This is a genomic window from Waterburya agarophytonicola KI4, from assembly GCF_020640915.1.
GTDB lineage: Bacteria > Cyanobacteriota > Cyanobacteriia > Cyanobacteriales > Xenococcaceae > Waterburya > Waterburya agarophytonicola.
In genome coordinates this window covers 12,740-38,853 of sequence record NZ_JADWDC010000038.1, presented here as the reverse complement: position 1 = coordinate 38,853, position 26,114 = coordinate 12,740, and the positions used below count along the sequence as shown (strand labels likewise).

At 39.5% G+C, this 26,114-nt stretch carries 29 protein-coding genes; 13 read left to right on the top strand and 16 right to left on the bottom strand.

Annotated features, from left to right (window positions below):
- Nucleotides 1-443 precede the first annotated feature (443 nt).
- Entirely contained in the window at nt 444-896 is a 453-nt protein-coding gene (locus tag I4641_RS14825) for a hypothetical protein (RefSeq protein ID WP_229641319.1), read from the bottom strand.
- Nucleotides 897-982: 86 nt separating this feature from the next.
- Between I4641_RS14825 and I4641_RS14820 the strand changes: the two genes are divergently transcribed.
- On the top strand, nt 983-1,501 hold the full coding sequence (locus tag I4641_RS14820; RefSeq protein WP_229641318.1) for an outer membrane protein assembly factor BamD: 519 nt from the start codon (nt 983-985) through the stop codon (nt 1,499-1,501).
- Between the two features lie 67 nt (nt 1,502-1,568).
- Nucleotides 1,569-1,853 (top strand): DUF427 domain-containing protein, encoded by a 285-nt coding sequence (locus I4641_RS14815; protein WP_229641317.1) that lies wholly within the window; start codon nt 1,569-1,571, stop codon nt 1,851-1,853.
- Between the two features lie 7 nt (nt 1,854-1,860).
- Here the strand turns inward: I4641_RS14815 and I4641_RS14810 are convergent, their stop codons facing one another.
- Nucleotides 1,861-2,520: an MgtC/SapB family protein gene (locus tag I4641_RS14810; protein ID WP_229641316.1), complete on the bottom strand. Its 660-nt coding sequence runs from the start codon at nt 2,518-2,520 to the stop codon at nt 1,861-1,863.
- A gap of 72 nt (nt 2,521-2,592) precedes the next feature.
- A complete protein-coding gene (locus I4641_RS14805) occupies nt 2,593-2,952 on the bottom strand; it encodes a DUF6464 family protein (protein ID WP_369426803.1) in 360 nt (119 codons plus the stop codon).
- A gap of 163 nt (nt 2,953-3,115) precedes the next feature.
- Here I4641_RS14805 and I4641_RS14800 point away from each other — a divergent pair, with 163 nt between their 5' ends.
- The 7 genes from I4641_RS14800 to I4641_RS14770 all read left to right on the top strand — a co-directional run bounded on the left by I4641_RS14800 (nt 3,116) and on the right by I4641_RS14770 (nt 10,020).
- A complete protein-coding gene (locus I4641_RS14800) occupies nt 3,116-4,951 on the top strand; it encodes a hypothetical protein (protein ID WP_229641314.1) in 1,836 nt (611 codons plus the stop codon).
- Nucleotides 4,948-5,868, top strand: a complete 921-nt coding sequence (locus tag I4641_RS14795) for an SPL family radical SAM protein (RefSeq protein WP_229641313.1) — start codon at nt 4,948-4,950, stop codon at nt 5,866-5,868. The genes I4641_RS14800 and I4641_RS14795 overlap by 4 nt, the downstream gene beginning before the upstream one ends.
- Nucleotides 5,861-7,153, top strand: a complete 1,293-nt coding sequence (locus I4641_RS14790; protein WP_229641312.1) for a hypothetical protein — start codon at nt 5,861-5,863, stop codon at nt 7,151-7,153. Before I4641_RS14795 ends, I4641_RS14790 begins: the two co-directional genes overlap by 8 nt.
- Before the next feature lie 391 nt (nt 7,154-7,544).
- Nucleotides 7,545-7,748, top strand: coding sequence for a hypothetical protein (locus I4641_RS14785; RefSeq protein ID WP_229641311.1), 204 nt, complete (start codon nt 7,545-7,547; stop codon nt 7,746-7,748).
- 145 nt (nt 7,749-7,893) lie between these two features.
- Nucleotides 7,894-8,427 carry a CPBP family glutamic-type intramembrane protease gene (locus tag I4641_RS14780; RefSeq protein ID WP_229641310.1) on the top strand — a complete coding sequence of 178 codons (534 nt, stop codon included), beginning with the start codon at nt 7,894-7,896 and terminating at the stop codon, nt 8,425-8,427.
- A gap of 105 nt (nt 8,428-8,532) precedes the next feature.
- Nucleotides 8,533-8,757 (top strand): nitrate/nitrite transporter NrtS, encoded by a 225-nt coding sequence (gene nrtS, locus I4641_RS14775; RefSeq protein ID WP_229641309.1) that lies wholly within the window; start codon nt 8,533-8,535, stop codon nt 8,755-8,757.
- A 39-nt stretch (nt 8,758-8,796) separates the two neighbouring features.
- Nucleotides 8,797-10,020, top strand: a complete 1,224-nt coding sequence (locus I4641_RS14770) for a M20 metallopeptidase family protein (RefSeq protein WP_229641308.1) — start codon at nt 8,797-8,799, stop codon at nt 10,018-10,020.
- Nucleotides 10,021-10,033: 13 nt separating this feature from the next.
- Here the strand turns inward: I4641_RS14770 and I4641_RS14765 are convergent, their stop codons facing one another.
- The 9 genes from I4641_RS14765 to I4641_RS14725 form a co-directional block, all read right to left on the bottom strand.
- A complete protein-coding gene (locus I4641_RS14765; protein WP_229641307.1) occupies nt 10,034-10,420 on the bottom strand; it encodes an NINE protein in 387 nt (128 codons plus the stop codon).
- A 166-nt stretch (nt 10,421-10,586) separates the two neighbouring features.
- Nucleotides 10,587-11,840, bottom strand: a complete 1,254-nt coding sequence (gene metK / locus I4641_RS14760; protein WP_229641306.1) for a methionine adenosyltransferase — start codon at nt 11,838-11,840, stop codon at nt 10,587-10,589.
- An 86-nt stretch (nt 11,841-11,926) separates the two neighbouring features.
- The gene (locus tag I4641_RS14755) at nt 11,927-12,688 is read right to left on the bottom strand and encodes an HAD family hydrolase (protein ID WP_369426801.1); all 762 of its coding nucleotides are present in this window, start codon (nt 12,686-12,688) and stop codon (nt 11,927-11,929) included.
- Nucleotides 12,689-12,877: 189 nt separating this feature from the next.
- Entirely contained in the window at nt 12,878-13,981 is a 1,104-nt protein-coding gene (locus I4641_RS14750; RefSeq protein ID WP_229641304.1) for a 30S ribosomal protein S1, read from the bottom strand.
- Between the two features lie 299 nt (nt 13,982-14,280).
- Nucleotides 14,281-14,772: a transcriptional regulator NrdR gene (gene nrdR, locus I4641_RS14745; RefSeq protein WP_229641303.1), complete on the bottom strand. Its 492-nt coding sequence runs from the start codon at nt 14,770-14,772 to the stop codon at nt 14,281-14,283.
- Between the two features lie 226 nt (nt 14,773-14,998).
- A complete protein-coding gene (locus I4641_RS14740) occupies nt 14,999-15,094 on the bottom strand; it encodes a photosystem II reaction center protein T (protein WP_106236019.1) in 96 nt (31 codons plus the stop codon).
- 143 nt (nt 15,095-15,237) lie between these two features.
- Nucleotides 15,238-16,770, bottom strand: a complete 1,533-nt coding sequence (gene psbB, locus I4641_RS14735) for a photosystem II chlorophyll-binding protein CP47 (RefSeq protein WP_229641302.1) — start codon at nt 16,768-16,770, stop codon at nt 15,238-15,240.
- Nucleotides 16,771-17,100: 330 nt separating this feature from the next.
- Nucleotides 17,101-17,406 carry a hypothetical protein gene (locus I4641_RS14730; RefSeq protein WP_369426800.1) on the bottom strand — a complete coding sequence of 102 codons (306 nt, stop codon included), beginning with the start codon at nt 17,404-17,406 and terminating at the stop codon, nt 17,101-17,103.
- A 107-nt stretch (nt 17,407-17,513) separates the two neighbouring features.
- Nucleotides 17,514-17,693, bottom strand: a complete 180-nt coding sequence (locus tag I4641_RS14725; RefSeq protein ID WP_229641300.1) for a hypothetical protein — start codon at nt 17,691-17,693, stop codon at nt 17,514-17,516.
- 71 nt (nt 17,694-17,764) lie between these two features.
- On the opposite strand from I4641_RS14725, the gene I4641_RS14720 reads away from it, so the two are divergent.
- The gene (locus I4641_RS14720) at nt 17,765-18,322 is read left to right on the top strand and encodes a DUF2854 domain-containing protein (protein WP_229641299.1); all 558 of its coding nucleotides are present in this window, start codon (nt 17,765-17,767) and stop codon (nt 18,320-18,322) included.
- Between the two features lie 25 nt (nt 18,323-18,347).
- On the top strand, nt 18,348-19,349 hold the full coding sequence (gene msrP / locus I4641_RS14715; protein WP_229641298.1) for a protein-methionine-sulfoxide reductase catalytic subunit MsrP: 1,002 nt from the start codon (nt 18,348-18,350) through the stop codon (nt 19,347-19,349).
- 203 nt (nt 19,350-19,552) lie between these two features.
- On the opposite strand, the gene I4641_RS14710 is transcribed toward msrP, so the two are convergent.
- Together I4641_RS14710 and I4641_RS14705 are read right to left on the bottom strand one after the other, a co-directional pair.
- Nucleotides 19,553-19,789, bottom strand: coding sequence for a transposase family protein (locus I4641_RS14710; protein ID WP_263858239.1), 237 nt, complete (start codon nt 19,787-19,789; stop codon nt 19,553-19,555).
- Complete coding sequence (locus I4641_RS14705) at nt 19,779-22,064, bottom strand: ATP-dependent helicase (protein ID WP_229641297.1); 2,286 nt, start codon at nt 22,062-22,064, stop codon at nt 19,779-19,781. The genes I4641_RS14710 and I4641_RS14705 overlap by 11 nt, the downstream gene beginning before the upstream one ends.
- 134 nt (nt 22,065-22,198) lie before the next feature.
- Here I4641_RS14705 and I4641_RS14700 point away from each other — a divergent pair, with 134 nt between their 5' ends.
- Together I4641_RS14700 and gnd are read left to right on the top strand one after the other, a co-directional pair.
- Nucleotides 22,199-22,441 carry a type II toxin-antitoxin system HicB family antitoxin gene (locus I4641_RS14700; RefSeq protein ID WP_229641296.1) on the top strand — a complete coding sequence of 81 codons (243 nt, stop codon included), beginning with the start codon at nt 22,199-22,201 and terminating at the stop codon, nt 22,439-22,441.
- Between the two features lie 204 nt (nt 22,442-22,645).
- Nucleotides 22,646-24,100 (top strand): decarboxylating NADP(+)-dependent phosphogluconate dehydrogenase, encoded by a 1,455-nt coding sequence (gene gnd / locus I4641_RS14695; protein ID WP_229641295.1) that lies wholly within the window; start codon nt 22,646-22,648, stop codon nt 24,098-24,100.
- A gap of 90 nt (nt 24,101-24,190) precedes the next feature.
- Here the strand turns inward: gnd and accC are convergent, their stop codons facing one another.
- A complete protein-coding gene (gene accC / locus I4641_RS14690) occupies nt 24,191-25,537 on the bottom strand; it encodes an acetyl-CoA carboxylase biotin carboxylase subunit (RefSeq protein ID WP_229641294.1) in 1,347 nt (448 codons plus the stop codon).
- Between the two features lie 218 nt (nt 25,538-25,755).
- Nucleotides 25,756-25,995: a hypothetical protein gene (locus tag I4641_RS14685; RefSeq protein WP_229641293.1), complete on the bottom strand. Its 240-nt coding sequence runs from the start codon at nt 25,993-25,995 to the stop codon at nt 25,756-25,758.
- Nucleotides 25,996-26,114 lie beyond the last annotated feature (119 nt).

The window sequence follows — 26,114 nt, the reverse complement described above, 5'->3', positions numbered from 1 at the left end:
AGATGGATAGCACCGCCGATAGGCGTTAATAAAATAGTTAATCATAAATTGTGAAATCTTTATCTAGAATGGGTTTCATTCGTTGTATGATAATTTTGTTCTCGTTCAGCAAGGCTATGAGCTGTTCGTTTCCTTAGAAGTGTGCCAGGGACTAGCTCTCGATCTCAATCATAAGAAAACCTCTATGTCGATGGTGTTAAAGTACGGGTACAATACCAATAAGACCTAACCGTATACATTCCAGCATATGTTAGCCGAATAAAACAAAAATAATAAACCGCACGGTGCTGGCGGTTCTGCCTGTGGAGGCATCATAAGACCAAAACTAAACTTGTTTGGTGGAGGCAGAAGCCTGTGAGACGGGAAGCTCGAAAGCGGAATAAGACCCGCAACCCAAACGTGATTTTAGGATACTCCTACCTCACGGAGTAGGTAGGAGTAGTTCATAAGCCAATTTGAATATAACTGCCTCGGGTACGGCGATCGCTGCCATGGGGATGGCGATTATAACTGCCACGATTATAGTAGCTACCGCGATCGCTTTCGTTGCGATGACTACCGTAAATACCGCCAGGACTAATAATAATCACTTTACCGCGATCGCGATTTCTACTATTTCTACTGTGGTGGGGATGGTGGTAATTGTCTCTGCCATAATCATGATGGCGATAGTTAGAATAGTTGCTCCGAGGTAAAGGAGTATGAAAGCGAGGTTTCAGGTTGAGAGGAACTGGGGATTGCACTCTACTGCGAATACCTACTTGCGCTATCTCAAAATTCTCTGGAATTGGTGCTGCTGTGGCGAAAGTATCTAAACAGCCAAGGGAAACTAACCCCACTGCTAACGCACCGAAAGTATTACGCCAATTGAATTTAGATTGATTTTCTTGGATCATGATATTTGGTACATTATTGTTTAGATCTTGAGAACAGTAAAATAATTGTCAGAGAAACCTCAGTAATAACCACAATATATCTAACAGTGACGACAGATAATCTAGAAAAGTTTCAGCAAAAATTTCAAGCAGGACAAACTGCCTTAGAAAGGGGAAATTATCGTCTTAGTATTGAATATTTAGAAGCTGCACGAGAATTAATCCCCCTCAATTCAAGACGAGGAGGAGAAGTTCAAATATGGCTACTGAGTGCCTATCAAGCTGCGGACAAAATCCCCGAAGCGATCGCCTTATGTCAAGAATTAATCCTCCATCCCAACACCCAAACCCGCGAACAAGCCCAACGTATTTTATATATTATTAAAGCTCCCAAGTTAGAGCGTCCGAAGGAGTGGATGAGTGAAATTCCCGATCTGAGAGATGCCGAGCCTGGTTTATCTCGCTATGTTGCAGCAAAAAAACAAACCCCTAAAAGTTCAGTTGAATTGCCAAAAATCGACTTAGAGCGACCCCCCTCAGATAGTCAAGATAATCAGTTTATTTGGTTTGCTTTATTCTTAATAGCGACGATTACTGCTAGCTTGCTATGGCTGGGTAAAGTATAAACGAGTGGTTTTTGATCGCCTGTAAATCATAAGATAATCAATAGCGCAATTATTTAATTTTAAAACAATGCCCAAAGCAATTTGGAACGGTCAAGTCATAGCGGAAAGCGATCGCACAGAAGTGGTGGAAAACAATCAATATTTTCCTCCAGATTCAATTAAGCAAGAGTATTTTAAAGAAAGTTCCACCCAGACTTCTTGTCCCTGGAAAGGACAAGCGAGCTACTACACCGTGGTAGTTGATGGCAAAGAAAATAAAGATGCAGCCTGGTATTATCCCGAAACTAAAGAAAAAGCGAACAATATCAAAGGTTACGTCGCTTTCTGGAAAGGAGTCAAAGTAGAAGTATAATTCTTAACTACTTCACTCCCACATTCCAATCGACAGATCCTCGATTTTCTTCGGGGATTTGTTGGTTAAAAGAATTCTCTAGACTTTCTCTTCTCAGGTGGGGAGGGGAACTAAAAATAAAACTAACTTTAGATTTGTCGAGATTTTTTTTCTCAATAATAATGTTGCATTTTTGCTTTTTCAGCAAGCGGCGATAGGCGGAAACTGATTCGAGAAAAAGCTTATTTTTAAAGCCTTTAATTTCTATTTGATAGAGAGTTCTTCTTTCTAGGAAGTAAATTAAAATCCAAGCCACCAGGGTAGATATTACCGCAATATAGAGCATTTTTAAGCCACAGCAAAGACCGATTAATGCTACTAAAATTAATCTTCCAGTTTGAATAGATGTACCCGTGTTGGTACGAAAACGCATCAGCCCACCTAAACCAAAAAAAATAAATCCTAATTCAGGGCCATAATCAGCTACCGTTGCCCCAACCAGAGAACCGATTATGGCATAAAATATCAGAGTTTTCGGTGCTTCAATCTCATTAATATCTTCTTTTTTACCATAGGTTTGGGGATGGAAAGCAATAATTGCAGCCAAGATTAGTGCTACAAAGAGAGAAATTAGATAAGTCCCTAATTGCTCGTATCCCATGTAGTTTTGAACAAATCCCTGCATCATAGAGTCCCCGATACTTTGCTCAGTGAAAATATTTTGGATGTATATTGTTCGATTTAACACTATTTTTTGGTTTTAATTGTTGGCTAATTCAAAATAACGACATTCCTGGCAAGGTCCTTCTGGATTGACCGCACAGCGCATAATTTCCGATCGCGCATTGAAACGACAGTTGGCATTACCAATCACATAGCGATCTCCGATGAGACTAGTTTCTTCTGGTCTTTTTGACTCTTGAACGTGCAGTGTCGCTTTATCAAAACGATAGCCTCCCACTCGATATTGATAGAAATGATGTCTTTCAAGGATGGCGTAGGTTTTACCCTCAAAATCCAAATAGTTTCCTGGTTGCAATCGACGATTGAGATTGAGCTTTGCAATACATTGACGTGCGGGAGTTAGGATAATTTCTGTGGGTAAGAGGTTTTTCTCGATCGACATATATACTTATTGAATTCTCAGTTTCATGAAAAAATGGTAGCGCGATCTGGCAATTCTCTCCTATAAATAACTAGGTCTTTCCCATAGGATAAACGAATTTTACCGATCTTTTTGGGCATCATAAGCTTGATACTGTTATGTCCCAAGTTGTGTGGTTATGGATCGAGATTTGATAGTTCGAGCTTTGAAAAGTTCCTGTGGTAATAAGAATTTGCGCTTTCAGGTCATTGTCCACAATTCTAAGCTACACATCTATATCAACCGCAAAGCAGATTATCTTGCAGATTATGTATTACTAGCAGATACAATCTCAAGTGCGATCGCAAGTTTGGGTTTGGATACTTTGTCGGGGATATGGCTCTACAGCCGTAAATTGGGAGAAGTCGAACCAGACTGGCAAGTTTTTATGGAGTCGCCGATTCAAATTGATGAAGAAGAGATGGATACTCTTGGCAATTCGACCCTGGATCGAGCAGAAGTAATAAATTTGCAGGAATTTGAAGATTTTCAAGATGAAGTTAGTATTGAGGATACGGGTTTGCTGCAAAATACAGGACTGATTCATGGTAAACCTCTAGAAGAAGAAGAAATTCATACCTTTGCCAAAGAAAGCGATCTTTGGGGCATCGAAACTAAAACTGAAATTCATGGTCTGGCTGAATATTGTTTTGTGAGTAATCGGAAAATACTTACAGGGGATATTATTCCGCCTCAAAAAGAAATTATCCGCTTGGTTAAGTTTTTTCATCATTTATCCTCCAGCAATCAACACAAAATACTCCCTGGCTTGGATGACTATTTTAAAGGCAAGACAACTACCGATCCAGAAAATGCTCCTATTGCTGTTAAAAGATGGCTCAAGCAAATTACTGAATTACCAATTGAAGATCGTAGTACTATGGCTATTTGGCTGAGTCGCTATTGTTTTGATAGTTTGGCAACTCTAGCAGAATTTAAGTCAATAGAGGAGAAAAAGCCTGCTGCTAACAAAGTTAAACGTAGCAGTACGGAATATGGTTTTGCTCCTGTTAATGCTCAAACTGACAAAGAGGAACGATTTGATGATTTTGACAAGAATCAAGCTCGATTCATCGATCGCTTGATTATTCCTGTGGTTTGGATTTTGGCTACGGTAGTATTGATTTTTTTGGGAGTGTATACCAATGGAGTCGATACTCGCTCTACTTCTCAAGAAATTCCTGCCCTGTGTCAAACTACTATTGGCTCCCCTAATTATTGTCGTTTGGGAGTTAATTTAGCAGGAGAAAAAGCGATCGCTCGCTCTGAAGAAAGTATTTTTCCTTTATCTCAAGTCACCCAGACAGTTGCAGCTTACGGTTGTCAGAGGTTTGCTAATGTTAAGGCGGGAGCATTTAATAGTTTAGATCCTACCCAAAATCCTGTTGTATCGAGTTATGGGGAGAAAATTTTTCCTCATATTTATGTAGTTGAAGCCGTACAGAAGCATGCTACCCAATCTGGAAATATTAGGGTTGGCTGTGTCTATACTACGGGAGAAGGAGAACGATCTCCCACCAAGCTCGCTAGCGATGTTATTCCATTGAATTGGCCTCAAGAATATTATCGGCCAGAAAATGTATCAGATACTAATTTTTCTTTTGGCATTTATACTAACTTGATTAATTTGGGATTATATACTTTATTTTCGGCAATTAGCTTAGCAATTGTTTCTAGATTTAAGTTGGGTATTGATATTAAAAATCGCCTTCAAACTGTTTATCAAATTGCTTTTATTCTAGGTATATCACAGTTGCTAGCAGTTAGTTTGCCAGCATTTAATTTATTAGGTAGTATTGTTTTTTTTATTTTGGCTATCTTGGGGTGCGATCGCTTAATTAAAAGTTTTAGTCTCAATTTCAAAAATGGTTATTCGACAGTTTTCTTGGGAATCTTAACTATCCTCGCGCTACAGTTTTTACTATATGGAATATCTCTAAAACTTATTAATAGTTTGATGCAATCAATATTATGAAATATGAAGCAAAAAAAGACCGAAGATCGTCATTATTGTTCAAGGAAACGCGGGCTAAAACTGATATTTATACTGTAGAAGCGCGATCGCTTTTAAATAAGGCTACGGGATTTATGGCTGCTTATGATTTTACCCTCAATCCCTATCGCGGTTGTCAATATGGGTGTAGTTATTGTTATGCTGCTGCTTTTAGTCCTGATAGCCAGAAACGCCAGGATTGGGGGAACTGGGTCGCTATCAAAACCAACGCAGCCGATCTTTTAGATCGAGAATTGACTAAATGGCAAAAAAAATACGATACACCTCCTCGTATTTATATGAGTAGCGTTACCGACCCCTATCAACCAATTGAAAAGCAACAGGAATTAACTAAACAATTGCTGAAAGTGATGTTAATTTATCAACCTATTTTAGTAATTCAAACTCGCAGTCCAATGATTGTCCGAGATTTGGATTTATTACAGCAGTTTGAATATTTAAGAATTAACTTGAGCATACCTACGGGGAGTGAAATTGTCAGAAAAGATTTTGAACCCAGATCTCCTAGTGTTAAAGCTCGCCTCCAAACTATTAATAAGCTGAGATATAGTATTGCCAGCAATCATCAAAATAAAATTTACTTTAGCGTCACGATTACACCGCTTTTACCTACTTTAATAGCAGATCGAGATAAATTCTTTAGTCAATTAATGGGCATAGATCGAATTGTATTACAAGATTTTCATCCTACTCATAAAAATTCTTTGATTGCTTCTACTCCCCATCAAGCGATCGCCTTGAAACAAAAGTATGCTTGGTGGTATGACGACGTAGCAGAAAGTTATCATGATTTTAAACAAAATCTGGAAAATCACTTAATAGCTTGGTCGTCCCCTACAGAAATTTTAGAAGGAAAGGCAGGTTTTGCTTATGATTAATTGGCTATCTAATTATTGGTATGATTATCAACTAAAAAAAGCTTTAAAGCAAGGGAAGAAAACTAAAGCCAAAAAAATTCTCAAGCAGTTAGAAACATCGGGAAACCAGCTATCTTGTTTAGCTACTTTATATCAGCAACAACTAAAAAGCAATAACTCTCTTAATTACTATTGCCAAGAAATAGATCGCTTAACCCATCACTTACAAGAAACAAGCTCAAGCGATCGCTTTTTAAAACCCCAGCCAGAGTTTATTAACTATATCCACCATGGTTTTAAATTAAATGAATTAGAACCCAATTTAATTCAACCTACAGGTATTAATTTACCAGTGTTTGAAGAGTTGGAAATTGCCCTAGTAGAATTTTTACAGATTGAGCTAAATAAAGTTCCCGATGAAATACGCGATCGCGAGTTAACTCAAGCTTGGGAAGATTTGAATAGTTTAAAACAAGGAAAAGATCCAGCCTATAATTACTCTTTGACCCCTCATGTTTATTTTATTAAATATTTTCTCGAAAATGTTTATTGTGTTTATTTAGCGTGGTTTTTCATTTATCAAGAAGGGTTATTAAAGAGAAATATTAATATTTTAGACTTGGCAGCAGGAGTAAACACATCTATAGTTAGTTTGGCTCTTTTATCAGCTAATTTAAAAAAATTTTCCCCTACAATTTGCGATCGCGTAAACTACTATTCCCTAGAACAACAAGCAGATTTACAGTACCGTGGCTTGCAATTTTGGCGCAGATATATAGATTCTTTTAGCCAACCCCTCAATACCTATTTTCGGTTTAATACTGCTAATTTATTTGACTATAATAATTATTATACCCAGATACCCAGACAGTTTTTTGATTTTATTATTATCTCCCACTGCTTCTTCTACGAATCAGAACAACGCCATTTATCCCATCAAATTTATCAACAAATATTTCAACAAAACTTAAGTCCCGATGGTCGAGTTTTATTAATTATTCAAGGTAAAAAACTTTTCAATACCTTTGACATTCCTCTAACAGAAGACAGTGTTATCGAACGAGAAGTTGTGGAAATGTTTGTCACAGCACTAGGACTAAAACTAAACTGGTATAAATACTTATCTTGTACGGGAAAAAGAAAGATAAACAAACAAGAATTTGCTCGCTTTGCTCGAAATAATCTACCACCTCAAAATCATCTTAGCAATTTCAGCCAATCATATTTCCTACAACATTACTTATCCCATTATGCGATCGATGATTATGTGATTTTAGCCCAGCCTTTGAAAGCAAATCAAACCTAGTTCTTCTGTTCTAAATACATGTTTTTACCCCAGAAACTGTCAGGAAAAATACGGAGTAAAAATAGAATATGCTCAAAAAACCACTTAAATTAAGTAAGATCACGGTTGTTTTTGATCCAAATAAAAAGCCTAATATAAGTTATAGAAAAAAATACCAGTCAATACAGTGTTGTTAAAAACAGAATGAGAGCGAAGGTTTTTTCACGCGCAAAATTGATTAATTTTGACCCGCCATCTTTCATAACCTACCTTTGATTAAATAGTTTTTCGATACTGCATTGTTTTAGTAAACTCTCCTACACTGCATAAATTACTTATGTTGTCGGTATTTACTAGTAACTGGAACTAAAAGCAATAGCGTTAAGCGATTATTTTCATACAGGAGTAGACCATGACAATTCAAAATATAATTGGAATCAACGGCTATACTTTGCTTGTTTATCGTACTTTGGACAAGCTATATCACTTCAGTATCATTGATTTCTCGGGGATTGCATTTAACTTTGATAGCATTTTTCTAACTGCTGAAGAAGCAAACGTTAAAGGGCGTGCTGCTGTAGAAATTGCTTGTGAATTTGACCATAATTTATATTAACGTGAGTTCGGATCGTGAAAATGAAATAGTGGGGCTGCGATCTATAACTGAAATGATTTTTAATGAATAAATTATTTCTCTCTGTTATTATTCATCCATCGGTTTGTAGTTCATTACATCAGCCCTGATATCTACCATGATAGCTATGAATACTTTTGTGGAGCCTATTGTTGCGGGTTTTGTAACTATACCCACAAAATTAGATTGGCTTCAGGGTTTTTTTATCTTGTCAGTTTATGCAATTATTGCATTACTTTTTGGTTTGTGGACAGGTTTTTTGCAATGGAATTTCAACTCATCTAAATTAATCATAATTCGAGTCGCTGCTACATCATTAGTCGCACCCGCACTGTTAGAAGAACTATTTTTTAGAGCGTTGCTACTACCTTACCCTTCAGAAAATACAGATTTAGGATTTACTTATATCTCTTCCCTTGTTAGTTTGTTTCTATTTGTTATTTATCATCCCCTCAACGGACTTACCTTTTTCCCAGCAGGAAAACAAACTTTTTCAAATCCTGTTTTCCTAACTTTTGCAGCTATACTAGGCTTGGCTTGCACTATTGCTTATTTGTCTACTGGTTCGATTTGGATCTCCATTTCTATTCATTGGTTAGCTGTGGTATTTTGGCTGTTGTGTTTGGGTGGAATAGATCGATTGGAATTGTCTGATAACTAACCGCCAACTCAATATGAAGTTTTGCGAAGAAGAACGTTCTTCTGCTTCAATAAAATAAGAATTAAAAAACTTTTAAATTTACAGATAGTATTTTGTTTTCTTATAATGAAATTCACTCAAGCATTACTCGATCCTAAATTAGCCCCTACTGCTATGAAAGTAGCCTTAGTTGTTGGTTCGGTGTTATTTACGATCAATCATGGTTCTGCTCTAGCTAAAGGGGAAATGACTCGAACCAGATGGCTATCGGGTTTAATTACTTATTTAATCCCCTATAGCGTTAATATTCACGGTCAGTTTACAAGTTCTCGCAAATCAATTAAAAACTAATTTACTTTTACTAATTTAATTAATTCTGGATTTTGAATAATGGTTTTCACCGTCAAAGAATCGCAGTCTGTTGACTTAAATCAAATTCGTGCTGAGATACGCAAGTTGCAGTCAAGTATAGTCGAGTGGCGACGCATCTTACATCAAAAACCAGAATTAGGCTTTCAAGAACAAATTACGGCAGAATTTATTCAGCAGAAACTAACATCTTGGTCAATTCCTCACCAAACAGGCATTGCTAAAACGGGTGTTGTCGCTACCATCACTAGTAACTTTCCTGGTAAAGTTATGGCAATTCGCGCTGATATAGATGCTTTACCAGTGCAAGAAGCTAATGAAGTTCCTTATAAGTCTCAACATGATGGCAAGATGCACGCTTGCGGACATGACGGACATACTGCGATCGCTCTAGCTACAGCTTACTACTTATCCCAACATAAAGATAACTTTTCGGGAACGGTAAAAATCATCTTTCAGCCAGCGGAGGAAGGTCCAGGGGGGGCGAAACCAATGATTGAAGAGGGAGTCTTAAATAACCCCGACGTAGACGCAATTATTGGCTTGCATCTATGGAATAATCTACCTTTAGGTACGGTTGGCGTCAGAAGCGGGGCGTTAATGGCTGCGGTAGAATGTTTTCGCCTGTCAATCTTGGGTAAGGGCGGTCATGGTGCAATGCCCGATCAAACGGTAGACTCAATTATAGTAGCCAGTCAAATAGTCAACGCCCTACAAACCATTGTTTCTCGTAACGTCAAACCTCTAGATTCTGCGGTGGTAACAATAGGGGAATTGCACGCGGGTACGGCTTTAAACGTGATTGCCGATACAGCTAGAATGAGTGGTACAATTCGCTATTTTAGTCCCGAACTAAAAACCCTAATTAGAGAACGATTAGCAGCAATTGTGGCTGGTATTTGTCAGATGCACGGAGCTAAATACGAACTCAATCACTGGCAACTATATCCCCCCACTATAAACGATCGCGCGATCGCAGAATTAGTTTCTTCTGTTGCAGCAGAAGTAGTAGAAACTCCCCTTGGTGTCGTGCCAGAATGTCAAACTATGGGGGGAGAAGATATGTCTTTTTTCCTCCAACAAGTCCCAGGATGCTATTTCTTTTTGGGTTCGGCTAATCCCGAAAAAGGTTTAGCATATCCCCACCATCATCCCCGCTTTGACTTTGATGAAACTGCTTTGGGTATGGGAGTAGAAATATTTGTCCGCTGTGTTGAAAAATTCTTAAAGCTTCACAATAACTAAAAAAACCTTCTCCTTAAGCCATCCGATCTAATAGCTGTCGGCGTTTTTGTTCAAACTCATATTCTGTCACCAAACCATCTTCTCGCAGTTTATCCAATTCTCTCATTGCTTCGGCGATCGCTTTTACTTGAGGAGAAGTATTAAGATTATATTGGCTGTGTCCGTTAAATTGACGTTCAAACTGCTCTAAATCTTGAACCACATACCATACTGCATCAATAGCAGATGCAATACGAGGAATAGGCGTAGACCACAAAACCAAATAAATAATACCCCAAATTGGCTGCCCTAAATATAGTTTATGCAATCCTGCGATCGGTGTAACTGTTCCGAGTAAAGCCAAAACTACAGCAACACGGCGATTTTTATGATGTTTGAATAATTTATCTAGAGCCAACATACAAATCTAAATCTGACTTAATTGAAGAATTCAGTTCACTGTAGCTTATTTTTTCTATTCCTATGTCTTGTTTTAAGTTAACAGCCTCAGCAACAATAAAGGGGTTAGTCGGACTAACCCTTCTACATCAAATATGATAATTTTTACAGTCAATTTTAAAAAATTATTAAGCTGCGCTACCAGATAACAAAAACTCTTTTAACAATTGAGCTTTGTCTGTTTTTTCCCAAGGCAGATCGAGATCGTTCCGACCGAAATGACCGTAGGCAGCCACATCCTGATAAAAACGACCATTTCGTGCCTGAGGTAAATTACGCAAGTCCAACGTCTGAATAATTCCCGCAGGACGTAATTCAAAATGCTGCGTTACCAATTTCAGTAATTTTTCTTCAGCGATCTTAGCCGTACCAAAAGTTTCAATAAAAATACTAGTTGGTCTAGCTACACCAATAGCATAACTAACCTGAACTTCGCACTTATCCGCCAAACCTGCTGCCACAATATTATTAGCTACATAACGACAAGCATAGGATGCACTGCGATCTACTTTTGTAGGATCTTTACCCGAAAAAGCACCACCACCATGACGAGAATAGCCACCATAGGTATCGACAATAATTTTACGACCAGTTAAGCCAGAATCGCCTTGAGGCCCGCCAATGACAAATTTACCCGTAGGATTAACTAAAAAACGAGTGTTGTCATCTGGCTTGATTTCCAAGTCGGCAAAAATAGGCTGAACTACCCCAGACCAAAGATCGTCTTTGATCCTTCTCTGAACTGCACTCCCTTCGGAAATATCGTCGATGGTTTCGGTGTGCTGAGTGGAAATAAGGATGGTATCAATTCCAACAGGTTTGCCGTCTTCATATTTAACCGAAACCTGGGTTTTGCCGTCAGGACGCAGATAAGATAAATCTCCTTGCTTGCGCACCTGTGCCAAAAGGCGGGACATGCGATGAGCCAAACTTATAGGCATAGGCATCAATTCTGGAGTTTCATTACAAGCAAAACCAAACATAATTCCTTGGTCGCCAGCACCAATTCGATCTAGTTCGCTGTCACTAAGATTTTCTCTCTGTTCTTGAGCAGACGTGACACCTTGAGCAATATCTGGAGATTGTTCGTCTAAGGCAATCAATACCGAGCAGCTATCTGCTGAAAAACCATTTTCTGCATTAGTGTAGCCAATTTCAGCAATTTTTTTTCTAACTAAATCAACATAATTAACATTGGCTTTGGTAGTAATTTCTCCAGTGACTAACACTAAGCCAGTATTAACTACCACTTCTGCTGCAACGCGACTTAGGGGATCTTGAGACAGTAAAGCATCTAAGATGGTGTCAGAAATTTGATCGCAGATTTTATCAGGATGACCTTCTGTGACTGATTCGGAGGTGAATAAGTAATTACGAGACAATTTTGTATAGTCCTCTTAGAGAGATTAAATAGCAGGTACGCGGAATTTTAACCTAAATATCCAAGCATAGGATATATAATACAAGTTTAGTTTGAGTCTGACAAAATTTGAATTTCAGACAAACTAAAAATCGTAACATCTCCTGGAAGAGATACTGAGCCTTGATGACGAATAACAGCGATAGTTCCTGCTGCTTTTGCTGCTTTTGCCATCTGAATATCTCCCCAAGAATCTCCCACCATCAAAGTTTGTTCTGGAGCAACTTTTAAAGCTTGACAAGCTTGTATATAAAGCTGGGGGTCTGGTTTCAATAGTTTGCCATCTACTCCCATGCTCAGTTGGATATAGTCTTGTAGTTTGTGATTGGTGACAAATTCTTCTACTCCCTGGGTAGAATCAGCAGACAGAATTCCTAGCTTCAAGCCTTCGCTCTTAAAAGATTGCAGAGTTTCTATCACTTCAGGAAATAGGGGTGCAGATTCAGGATTTTTAATGAGGTACTTAGATTGTGATATTTCATCGAAAGCTTGACGAGCAATTTTTCTAGCTTCGTGCCAACTCCTTCCTGTTTCAGCAATATAAGCAGCAGCAGCAATCTCATTTTCTTGACGACTGCCAACCGCCATTAAGCCTGCTGTATCTATGGCATTGTCTTGTATCCCAAATGCCATTAATAAAGGTTCTCCTACTCCTGGTATTTGGGCATCAATCAAACGCGCTCTCTGAATAGCTACTTCTCGCCAAAATGGTAAAGAGTTTTCTAAAGTCCCATCTTTATCGAAAATAATTGCAGCTATCTTATTGAATTTTAAACCTTGACAGGCGATCGTCAGATCGCTTGAAGACATGGGAACAGACAAAATTTTTCTCCTATCAACTAACCAACCAAAAAAAGAGAGGGGATTACCCCTCTGTATAATTATTGTTTCAACAAAAAGAACGTGGTTTAAATTCATTCTCCTTATTGGAAATCTTATTTCTTTCTAACTTCTACCTTTCAGAGTTTTAAGGGCGTTTTCTACTGCTTCCTTAACTGTTTATACTGCTCCTTCAACCGCTTCAGTGCTGGATTCTACTATGTCTTCTGCCACTTCAGTTGCAGTTTCTAATACTCCTTCGGTTTCCTCAGCAGGAGTTTCTACTGCTTCAGTAGTAGTAGTTTCTACCGCTTCTTCTACTACAGGCTCTTCAACAGCGGAGGGAATTGCTTCTGCTGCTTCCTCTAAAGTAATTCCTTCAGCTTCGGCTAATAGTTTTTGACGATATTTCTCTGCCATTTCTTCGGCTTTCTCAAATACTATCTCTCTATTTTTGAGCATATCGCCTGGTTCTGGCTCTAGCTGCTTAGTGGATAGAGATATACGACCTCTTTCCGCATCTAAATCGATGATCATCACTTTTAGTTCGTCATTAACACCAAATACGCTGTGTGGGGTATCAATGTGATCGTGAGATATTTCAGAAATATGAAGTAAACCACTTACTCCACCGATGTCAATAAATGCACCGTAAGGCTTGATACCACGTACAGAGCCTTTGACTACTTGACCTACTTCTAGACCGTTCATCTTACGTTCTACCAATGCTCGGCGATGACTTAGAACTAGTCGGTTGCGTTCTTCATCTACTTCCAAGAATTTTAGGGGAAGATCTTCTCCGACTAAGTCTTCTTTTGCTTCTCTGGCACTAATGTGAGAACCAGGAATAAATCCTCTCAAACCTTCAATTCTAACCAATGCACCACCACGATTAGTAGCAAAAACATTGGAACGTACGGTAGCGTCTTCTTGTTGTAGCTGTCTGACGCGCTCCCAAGCACGCATATATTCGATGCGTCTGATAGACAAAGTTAACTGTCCGTCTTCATTTTCGTCAGTGAGAATGAAAAATTCTCTAGTTTCGTCAGCTTGAAGAACTTCAGTAGGGTTGTCAACTCGATTGATTGACATTTCCTGAATGGGAATATAAGCTGCTGTTTTAGCGCCAATGTCAATCAGAGCACCCCGAGGTTCCATACTAAAAACTGTTCCTGCTACTATATCTCCAGGACTGAAGTGGTAGTCGTATTTGTCGAGTAGAGCAGCGAAATCTTCGTGAGTAAAACCAATATCTTTAGTACTATTTGCTTGCTGATTGACCATATGGGTTAGATGTCCTTGTTGTATTTCCTTATTTTTTTGATTGATGAGCCTCCTGCTTGATGTACACTCACCCGATCTTCGTGTAGCCTACACCTACATTCATCTAGCGTGACCGCCAACAAAGATTAATTGTCGGATTACGAAAACCCGCTCAAACACTTTGCCACTGAAATATATCTGCTTGTCGGCAAGATGGCATTATAGCATTGTAACTTTTTATTGGGGTGGCTGTAACTTTTTTTTATTTTTTTTGCTGAAAGTTTAATTGATTTTTATGTTTTTCTTATTAAAGACAAAGACTATCTAATGGTAGTAAATTCTGGACTCTTGGAATTTGAATTTTCTTTTTGAAGATGATTTAAAGTTTCAATAAAGTCTTTAATTCCCTGGAATTTTCGATAGACGGAAGCAAAACGAATATAGGCTACTTCATTTTCATAGCGTAAGTTTTGTAAGACTAATTCGCCAATTTCACTGCTACTAAATTCTTTGCCTGAATTTTGCTGCAACCTTGCTTCTATGCCGTCAACAATAGCTTCTGCTTTTTGATAAGAAACTGTTGTTTTTTCACAAGCTCTTAATATGCCTCTAAGTAATTTAGCGCGATCAAAAGATTCCCGACTGCTATCTCTTTTAATTACTGTAATAGGAACTAATTCAATTCTTTCGTAGGTGGTAAAACGTCCCTTGCAGTTTAAACATTCTCGACGACGGCGAATACTTTGTCCGCTTTCTGTCGAACGAGATTCAAGGACTCTACTTTCCGTGTGCTGACAATTAGGACAGTGCATGGAGCTAAAAATATACTTTCATTATAAACATGTTCGCATAAACGACAAATCTGAGCCGTTCTCTACATCATAATCTGTTAGTTAACAGACAATAAGTAAAAATGACTCAGAAATGGCAAAAACTTAAAAATTATTAACAACTTATGGAATTCCGAACACTCAACTAAATAGTGCTTTGAATTGACTAGTTGTGTTTAATTTACATTCATTTACATTAATGCTTAATTTATTTTTCAATACGGGGTGGCTCGCGAAAAGCGATCGCAAAAAAGAGAACTGAAATCGCCATAGCCAACACTAGAATATATGCAACAGCTTCCATATTTAAAATCCTAAAGTTTATTTACTATTATTTTACCGCTAAAATCATTAGAGATTTGATTTTTGTTTGTTTGTTAGGGAGAGAATAAATTACTATCGCCCTAACAAACATTCAGCTAAAAGTTCCTAACCAATAGCGTAATTCTACGCTTCTTGCTTGGCACGAGTAGATTTGTCACCCACTTTTTGATAGAAGCCCCATTCTACCTGTTCTTCTTCTAGCTCGGGGTCAACACCAGCAAATACGTCTCTGTACAATGTACGAGAACCATGCCAAATATGACCAAAGAAGAAGAATAGAGCGAATACGGCATGACCGAAAGTAAACCATCCACGAGGGCTGGTGCGGAATACACCGTCAGAACCTAATGTTTCTGTATCAAAAGCAAAAGCTTCGCCAAGTTGAGCCTTACGAGCATATTTCTTGACTGTAGGAGCATCACTAAAGCTTTGACCGTCTAAAGCACCACCGTAGAAGGAAACTGTAACTCCGCTTTGTTCTACGCTAAGTTTAGACTCTGCACGACGGAAAGGAATATCCGCTCGAACAACACCATCTTCATCAACTAGGATCACAGGGAATGTCTCAAAGAAGTTAGGCATACGACGAACGTTGAGTTCGCGTCCTGCACCATCGGTGAATACTGCATGTCCTAACCATTCTTGAGCAATGCCATCTCCACTATCCATCGAACCAGTACGGAATAAACCACCTTTAGCGGGGCTGTTTCCTACATAGTCATAGAAGGCTAGTTTTTCAGGAATTGTCGACCAAGCTTCAGAGCGAGTCATGCCGTCATCCATTGCAGTTTCAACACGACGTTGAATTTCTTGGTTGAAGTATCCCTGATCCCACTGATAACGAGTAGGACCAAACAATTCTATGGGGGTAGTAGCGTTTCCGTACCACATAGTTCCTGTAACTACGAAAGCTGCAAAGAATACCGCAGCAATACTACTAGAAAGAACTGTTTCAATGTTACCCATCCGTAAAGCTTTGTATAGTCTTTCGGGAGGACGAACGCTGAGATGGAATAAACCAGCAATAATACCAACTACACCAGCCGCAATGTGGTGAGCGACAACACCGCCAGGATTAAAGGGGTTAAACCCACCAGGACCCCATTCTGGTGCGACTGGTTGGACGTGACCAGTTACCCCGAAGGCATCTGATACCCACATTCCAGGTCCCCACACTCCTGTGAGGTGAAATGCTCCAAAACCAAAACAAAGTAGACCAGACAAAAACAAGTGGATACCAAACATTTTTGGTAAATCTAATGCTGTTTGACCAGTACGAGGATCGACGAATAATTCTAAATCCCAATATACCCAGTGCCATACTGCTGCGAGGAACAGTAAACCAGATAAGACAATGTGTGCGATCGCAACACCTTCAAAAGACCAGAAACCAGCACTCGCGCCAGTTTCTCCCGTAACGCTCCAGCCACCCCAAGATGTGTCTACACCCAAACGTGCCATAAAAGGTAGTACATACATACCTTGTCGCCACATAGGGTTGAGGACAGCATCACTAGGATCGAACGTTGCTAGCTCAAATAGAGCCATCGAACCAGCCCAGCCTGCTACTAGAGCGGTGTGCATTAAGTGAACTGATATTAGCCTTCCTGGGTCGTTCAGAACGACCGTATGAACTCGATACCAAGGTAGTCCCATAGACTAGACCCCTCCTATTAATTAAATAATTTGTTTAGTGAGATCGAACTATTGTCGATCTTGCTAATAGACCACTGTCAATTAGTGGAATTAATTTTGACTGTTATTTTGTAATCTGTATTTATGCCTCAAACCCAATGGTTATCAGGGCAAGCCCAATCGCCATTAGTTAGAAATTAGGCTTGTTCAAGAAAGACTTGAAAATACTATTTATTTAAAGAAGTGTAACTATTGTTAGAACCTATTGCAAGATTTATCGACTGTTATCGATAAATGTTAAGTTTTGTAAAGTTTTTCAGTCTCAAATTAATAGTTTTTGAAATCGAGAAACTAGGAGTTATTGAATATTGATTGTGATTCGCTCAGTATTTCAATTGCTCGATCTGCATCGATCAAACGTTTGAGTACGACTTGTCCAATACTAGATTCGGCGGAGGATGTTTCTTTGGGATGAACTTCAACCATCAACACGGCATCTTCCACAGCATGAAGCCATAAAGTTTCTTCTTGTTGAATCGCGCCACAATTGAGGCGTTTAATTTCGGGTTTGCGTCCCCAACTAAGACGATCCCATAATCCGCCAAACTCCCAAACTCTACCGTAAGTCCAGCCATCGCTCAGAAAAAAATACTTCACTTTTTCAATAGTCACCTAAATCTAAAACGTGAATTGAATCTTTAAATAAAGTCTCAACTGTTAAGTCAATAATTATCATACAACTAGGGCGAAGGGCGATCGATTAATTACACTTTCTCTTCGGGAAAAGTTTCATTAAACTCTTCAATAAGCTCGTCTAATTCTTCTAAAGCTTGGTCGACGTCTATTCTGAGAGTTCCTAAGTTGGGTCTTTCAAGCAATTCTACTAAAGAATCTCTTTTGGCTGCCATTTGAGCGATTTTGGCTCTAATGTCGACTTTATCCATAATTTCTTTAAAACTAAGTATCCAATAGCTTTAGAATAGACAATATTGACAAATTTAAACAATTTTTTATTATGTTGCGTAAAATACCATTAGCCGCAGTTGGCTTGACTGTGGGAGGGATACTAACTGTCGTTGGTTTTTATGCCTATGCTGTGGGAATGAACACCCTTAATTTGGCAGGTTTCTTTTATGGAATTCCTTTATTGTTAGGAGGTTTGGCTTTAAAGGCATCAGAATTGAAACCTGTACCTTACACTAAAGAAACTACTCCGGAAGTAAAAGAATTGCGATCGCAAGCAACCCCTACCCAAGAGCAGTTGCGTAAAGATGTTACTCGCTTTCGTTACGGGCAGGAAGCTCATTTAGACGAGTCATTGGCCAAGTTTGGTTTGAGTCCTACGGACGAAGAAAGACCTATCTTAGTTGGTCTTCAAGAATATTCGAGGGATGGTGCTTATACTTTGCTGATGGAATTTTATTCTCCTTTCTTTAATCTAGAGCAATGGCAGGAAAGACGAGAAAAAATTGAAAAGTTTTTTGGCCCTGATATTAAAGCGGAAATTACTGAGGGAGAAGAGTCTAAAATTGATTTAGCTTTGATTAAGGATTTAGCTTTGATTAAGTCTTAGAAATTATTTATCTTATTAAATTCCGATGGCTTTAATTCGTATTCCCGAATCTTGGGAAATATCAGAAAATCAGATTACACCCCCCAGACTTTATTACAGCCGTCGTAGCTTTATAAAATCTCTGGTGGGAGCGGGAATTGGTGCGAGTCTCTTGCCTCTGGGGGGATGTCAGGCAGGATCTAACATTGGTAAGTCTTCATCCGAGACAGCTTTAGAAAAAAGCATTAATTTGCCTGAAATCAAATCATTTAACAAGAATCCTAATTTTGCCAAAGTAAATCGACCTATTGCAGAAGAAAAGGTAGCTGCCCAATATAATAATTTTTATGAGTATGGCGGTACCAAGAAAATCTGGCTCGATGCTCAAAGCTTACCTACAGAAAACTGGAAAGTAGAAGTTGGCGGTTTGGTTAAAAATCCTCGTACCTACGACCTCGACGATCTAAAAACTAAGTTTCCTTTAGAAGAAAGAATTTATCGTTTTAGATGTGTCGAAGCTTGGTCGATGGTGTTGCCTTGGATTGGTTTTCCGATGAAGGCTTTGTTAGCAGATGTCGAACCGACTGCTAAGGCTAAATACGTGAGTTTCACCTCTTTTTATGACCCAGAGATTACCACAGGGCCAGGTTTTCATTTTGGCTCGTTACCTTGGCCTTATAGGGAAGGATTGAGAATTGAGGAGATGGCAAACGAGTTGGCTTTTTTTGCGGTGGGTATTTACGGTCACGATCTGCCCAAACAACATGGCGCGCCGTTACGCATGGTTACTCCTTGGAAATATGGTTTTAAGGGTGCGAAGTCCATTGTTAGAATTGAGTTTGTTGCTGAACAACCAGCTACTTATTGGAATACTATAGATTCTAATGAATATAAGTTTGAGGCTAATGTAAATCCTAACGTGCCCCATCCTCGCTGGTCGCAGGCGACTGAGAAGTTTATTAGCAAGGGGCCTGGTTTGTCTTGGGAAATTAAAGAAACTCTGCCTTATAACGGTTATGGAGAGTATGTAGCTGGCTTATATGCTTGAGTGTTCGTGTAAAAATTTTTATGGTATGATTGGAGCCTGTTTTAATTTCAATTCTCGATGATTGAAATAGTAAGAATTGAGCGATTGTTTTAATTAAGTTTTACTGGCGATCGCAAACTTTGAAAAATAACAGCAAAAACTGTTTCAGCGGTTAATAAATAACCTTAAATTAATCAATCAATTTAATTATTTAAGCCTATTTATTAGGCTAATTCGTAATTATAAATACCTGCAATGAAACTAATTCTCAAACCAAATCTTCGATGACGATTTCGATCTGGAAAAGATAATATTTTAAACATTTTTAGCCGACGGTTAACGTGTTCTATGGCAACTCTTAAGCGATTTAATTCACGATTATATTTCTTTTGGTCTTTATAGGTATGGGAATTGCTATAAAATTTTACTCTTCTTGAGAATTGAGCGTAATTAATATTCATTTCTCAAATACCCGATCAATGCAGGTAAAACAGGACAGGGTTTTTTCTGCTGCAAGTTACTGGCACTATCTTGGCGAAAAACACTCCAACGAAAAGGACCTAACTGGGCTGCGGACATCCAGAGGAGACGTTTAGCTCTAGTCATAGCTACATATAGTAAACGATATTCTTCTGCTTGTTTGAGCTTGACTGCTTCCTCCCAGGCTGCGTTAGGTAAGGGTATTACTTGGGGTCGATCGCCTAATATATATTGATGGTGGACGATCGCTCTTATTTGAGCGCGGGCGACTTCTGACAGAGTGAAATTGCCAAGAAATTGACTGGCTTTGGGTATCCAAGGTTGTCCTGGCAAAATATCTTGGTGGAGAAAGGGAATAAATACATAGTCCCAATCTAATCCTTTTGCCTTGTGCATGGTAATGATGGTTATTTGTCCTGGGCGAGTATAACGATCCTCGTTATCTTCTTCTACCCCTTCAAAATTTTCGGCGGTCACAATCTCCTCTAGGGCATTAATACTGGCTTTAAGGGAACTTTGTCCGATTATTTGCTGGTTGACTCTTTCTGATAGTTTTTGTACTGTGGCTAATTCCGAACCCGTATATTTTAAAGTCATACCCAAAAAAGGAATTATTTGATAGTGGGGTAATTCCATGCGGGCGCGGAGTAAGTTACAGCAATAGCGACGAGCCTCTTCTACTTGGGGTTTGTGAGGGGGAGTTAAAACAGTGGGATATAAAAATTGTTCGGGAGAGGTGGCTAAGGCGTTGAGATCTTGGGTAGGAATAAGACTTCTTTGCTGCAATACCTCCAGGGCTGCTTTGAGATTATCTGGGGAGTGGGGGCGATCGATAAACTGTAATAGTTTGAGTATTTCCCCAGGAATCTGGGAATATCTTTCGCTTTCGCTGATTTCGTAAACTTTTATATCATGTTCCTTATTTAGATAAGCTAATTCTTGAGCCAAGAAACGTCCTTGACGATTTTCTCGTACCAAAATAGCTGCATTGTGATCGGGATGCTCTTTAAATAAAGCGATCGCTTTTTCGCCAATTAGCTTCACTGTCTGATAGACATCATCGGGATTAGTAATCATAACTCCACTACCCTCAGGTTGAGGATTGGCATCGGGTTGCGGATCTCCGCGATCGACAGTGACAATTTTTTGTTCGCGAAAGGGTAACTGTTCGGGATTGCGATCGCCTTGCTGTTGATTGACCCAACTCACTACAAAATTGGCAGCATCAATAATTATCTCACTACTTCTTCCCGCTTGATTCATCGTTGTCAAGCTGTTTTTAGTTTGGCAATTTTGGCAAAACCATTTAAAGTAGATCGGATCTGCGGGGGTAAAGGTAGAATTAATGGCTTGATTAGGATCTCCCACTCGTACTAGATTGGGTGAAGAATTAACTTCATCGCTACCAGCCAAGATAGAGATTAATTTTTCCTGTAGGGGACTAGAATCTTGAGCTTCATCTTCAAATACCCCGTATACCTGATTCTGCCAGAGCAATCTCATGGGGGGATATTCTAAGACTTTTAAAGCAGCCAAGATCATATCGTCATAATCAATCAGATCTTGCGATCGCATTAACCGTTGATATTCTTGATATAATCCTGCTGCAATATTTAAAATGCCATATTCATCCCTAGCACTTTGACTCAGTTGCGCCAATTCATCTGGCAATAATCCCGAACTTTTTGCTTCTCGCACCACTGTATTAGTTAGTTGGGGTAAAACTTCCGTCCGCAATACCGACTGACGGCGCAATCTTTCGGTTTCTTCCCCATCAAACTGGATCCCTTCCAACAATGTTTGATATTCTACTGGATGATCGCCGATCCATTGTTCTACCGCAGTTCTAATAATACGGTGTTCCGCGTTCGGTACGACAATACTGACATTGTCTAAATTTAATCCCGCCAACTCCTGACGTGAATTAGCGATATTAAGGGCTAACCCGTGTAGAGTATGAACGACAAAACCTCCAGGAGGAAGCTTCAAATCCTTGAGGCGATCGCGAATCTTGAGCTTAATATTGGCTGCTGCGGAGCGAGTATAAGTAACTACAATCAACTGTCGGCGACTGTGTAATTGATTGCGGGCAATGGCGATCGCTGCTGCCACAGAAAGACTGTGAGACTTTCCCGCCCCAGGTACGGCAGACACTGCCATCTCTCCTCCATTCCAGTGGGCTAAACCTTGCTGTCCTCTTCTCAAACTATTACGCAACAACTCTAGTTCAGATTCCAACCATTGATCATTTATCATTTATGTCTTCAAGCCATCACGACACAATATTAAGTTTTGAATCCCTAGCCTGGACAATCAAATTTTTTCGCATATAACGTAGGTGCGATTTTTCGTATCTCCTCTAAATTTTATAAATCCAACCAAGATTGATAATGGAAGAGCCTGGGCTAAAGATTCAACACGATTCCCTATCTTATTATTTATCTCTTCAATATCCCATTGACGTGTATCCCGAGAGAAGAGGATTCACTGTCATGATTCCCGACTTACCTGGGTGCATGAGTCAAGGAATGACTATGGACGAGGCAATGATTAATATAGACCGCGCCAAACACCTTTGGCTAGAAACTGTTTATGCTAAAGATAAAACTTCAATTCCCTTACCTTCAAAATAGAAGACATATTTAACAAAACTACATTTAAATAATCATAGAGCGAGCAATAACACAACTTGCTTACACTAGAAATCAAAGAGTTAATTAAGGAACATAGAGAAACTGGAAAAATTGCGTTAGCCTTTTCCTAGAAAGACTGATAAGCAAGAGTCATTCTAGCAACCGACAAACAAGCAAAGAAACCTTTGGGGCAAGTTAAATACTATGGCAAAAAGAACTTTTGGTGTAATTGGTTTAGCGGTAATGGGGGAAAATCTCGCTCTTAATGTAGAAAGTCGCGGTTTTCCAATTGCTGTATACAATCGCTCTCCTGATAAAACTGAAAAATTCATGGCAGGAAGGGCGCAGGGAAAAGATATTAAAGCTGCTTATTCTCTTGAAGAATTCGTGCAAACTTTAGAATGTCCTCGCAATATTTTGGTAATGGTCAAAGCAGGTAAACCTGTCGATGCAGTTATCGAACAATTAAAGCCATTATTGGACAAAGGCGACACCATTATTGATGGTGGAAACTCCCTTTATGACGATACAGAAAGACGTACCAAAGACCTAGAGTCTACTGGATTGGGTTTTGTGGGTATGGGAGTCAGTGGCGGTGAAGAAGGCGCGCTTAACGGACCTAGTCTGATGCCTGGAGGTACAGAAGCAGGTTATCGAGATTTAGAGCCAATTTTGACTAAAATCGCTGCTCAGGTAGATGATGGTCCTTGCGTCACTTATATTGGTCCTGGTGGTGCTGGTCACTATGTCAAAATGGTACACAATGGCATTGAGTATGGGGATATGCAATTAATTGCCGAAGCCTATGACTTGATGAGAAGTACTCTAAATTTATCTGGCGAAGAATTAGAACAAGTATTTAGCGAATGGAATCAGACGGACGAGCTAAAATCCTTCTTGATTGAAATTACTGCTGATATTTTCAGCAACACCGATCCCAAAACTCACAAGCCGTTAGTAGATTCTATTTTGGATGCTGCGGGACAAAAAGGAACGGGACGTTGGACTGTAGTAAGCTCTCTAGAGTTGGGCGTACCTATCCCGACTATCTATGCTGCGGTTAATGCTCGGGTTATGTCAGCCTACAAAGACGAGCGCGTGGCTGCATCAAAAGAAATTGAAGCACCTGCTGGTAATTATGAAGGAGACAAACAAGAGTTTATTAATAAAGTTAGGGATGCTCTCTACTGCTCCAAAATGTGTTCTTACGCTCAAGGAATGGCTTTATTGAGCAAAGCGTCTAGTGAATTTAACTTTCAGCTTAATTTGCCAGAAATAGCGCGAATTTGGAAAGGAGGCTGTATTATTCAAGCTGGCTTCTTAGACAAAATTAAAAAAGCGTTTAACGAAAATCCCGATCTGCCCAATCTTCTACTCGCACCTGAATTTAAGCAGTCCATTATAGATCGTCAGGCAGCCTGGCGCGAAGTATTATCCACTGCCAATCAGTTGGGTATTGCTGTACCTGCCTTTAGTTCTTCTCTAGACTATTTTGACAGTTATCGTCGAGCTAGTTTGCCTCAAAACCTGACTCAAGCTCAACGAGATTATTTTGGTGCCCATACTTACGAAAGAGTAGATCGTCCTAGAGGTGAGTTCTCTCATACTGAATGGACTAAAGTAGCGGAAAAATCTTTGCAAACAGGAACTACAGATTAGTACTGCTGGGTGTAGGTTAAGTAACAAGTAATCAGTAAGGGGAGAAAGTGCCATTGTATTTTCTTCCCTTTTTCTTTAAATCCCAAGTCCTTAATCGCTAAAATGTTCAGCGATAAAATTGGTATAGATCTCACCTTTCAAAAAAGCAGGAGTTTCGAGAATCTTTTGATGAAACTCAATGGTAGTAGGCACTCCCGTAATAGCACATTCCCGTAAGGCTCTCTTCATTCGCTTGATTGCCATATCGCGATCTTCTCCCCAGACAATCAACTTGCCAATCAAAGAATCATAATAAGGAGGAATTTCATAATCTGTATAGACATGAGAATCCATTCTTACTCCTGGCCCTCCTGGTGGTAAATAAGCACTAATACGCCCAGGATGGGGACGGAAATTATATTTAGGATCTTCTGCATTAATACGACACTCGATCCCATGACCCCTTAAAACTACCTCCTCTTGAGTAAATCGTAGTTTTTCTCCTTGGGCTACCCGAATTTGCTCGGCAATTAGGTCGATTCCCGTGACAACTTCGGTAACTGGATGTTCCACTTGAATGCGGGTATTCATTTCCATAAAGTAGAACTCTCCCGATTTATCTAAGAGAAACTCGACTGTCCCCGCACCAACATAATCGATCGATCGAGCAGCCTTGACCGCAGCGTCTCCCATTTTGTCCCGTAATTCTTGACTTAAAACCGCGCTAGGGGCTTCTTCTAATAACTTTTGGTGACGACGCTGGATCGAACAGTCTCTTTCTCCTAAATGGACTACATTGCCATGACTATCAGCCAGGATTTGGAATTCAATATGGCGGGGACATTCAACAAATTTTTCTAAATATACTCCCCCATTACCAAAGGCTGCTTCTGCCTCTCCTTGAGCAGCTTGGAACATTCTCACCAATTCCGATTCATCCCCTACCAAACGCATTCCTCTACCACCACCACCCGCAGTAGCTTTAATCATCACGGGATAACCAATTTCATCGGCAATCTTTTTGGCTTCTGATTCGTCTCGCAATAAGCCATTGCTACCAGGAACAGTAGGGACTCCTGCCTTTTGCATGGTTTTTTTGGCTGTAGATTTATCCCCCATCGCCAACATAGCTTCTTTAGAAGGACCAATAAAAGTTAGCTTGTGGTCGTTACAAATTTCGACAAAACGGGCATTTTCTGCTAGGAATCCATAGCCAGGATGAATAGCCGTCGCGTTACGAGTCAAAGCAGCCGCAATGATATTGGGGATATTGAGATAGCTTTTCCCAGATGGAGGAGGCCCAATACATACGCTCTCATCGGCCAGCTGGACGTGGAGGGCTTGGCGATCGATAGTGGAGTGTACGGCTACGGTAGCAATACCCATTTCAGCACAGGTGTGTAAAATGCGTAGAGCAATTTCTCCTCGATTGGCGATCAGGATTTTGTCAAACTGCATTCTTTAGAGTAGATAACTAGAGTCATGTTTAAGAATAAGGCTTTTTCAGGTATTAATAAAAGAGCCGACTTTTCTCTATTATTTAATCGGTAAAATGCGTAGAGCAATTCCTCCTCGATTGGCGATCGGAAATTTTGTCAAACTGCATTCTTTGAATAGATAACTAGAGTCATGTTTAAGAATAAGGCTTTTTCAGGTATTAATAAAAGAAACGATATTTACTTCGTACCTAATTCTGAAGTTGGACGATCGTCACTCCAGCCCCACCAAGAAGTTTGACATTCGCACAGATAGAATTCTTGATACTTACGGCGATCGCCCATACTAACGGGAGCGCGTCGGTTGAGCCAAACATTTTTTGCTTCTTTAGGGGAAGTTTTACAACTAGGACAACAAAAGTCAAAGGCATGAACTGCTGATTTAGTCCATTCTGGAGGAACTAGAGCAAAAGCATCCATATGGTCTATCAATAATGGGGAATGTGGATAACAACTTGTGATGGTTGTTTTTGTATTGTACTTTGATTATCAAATTGGGGAGTTTGGCTACTCATCTTTTTTGACGCTCCCCCGAATGA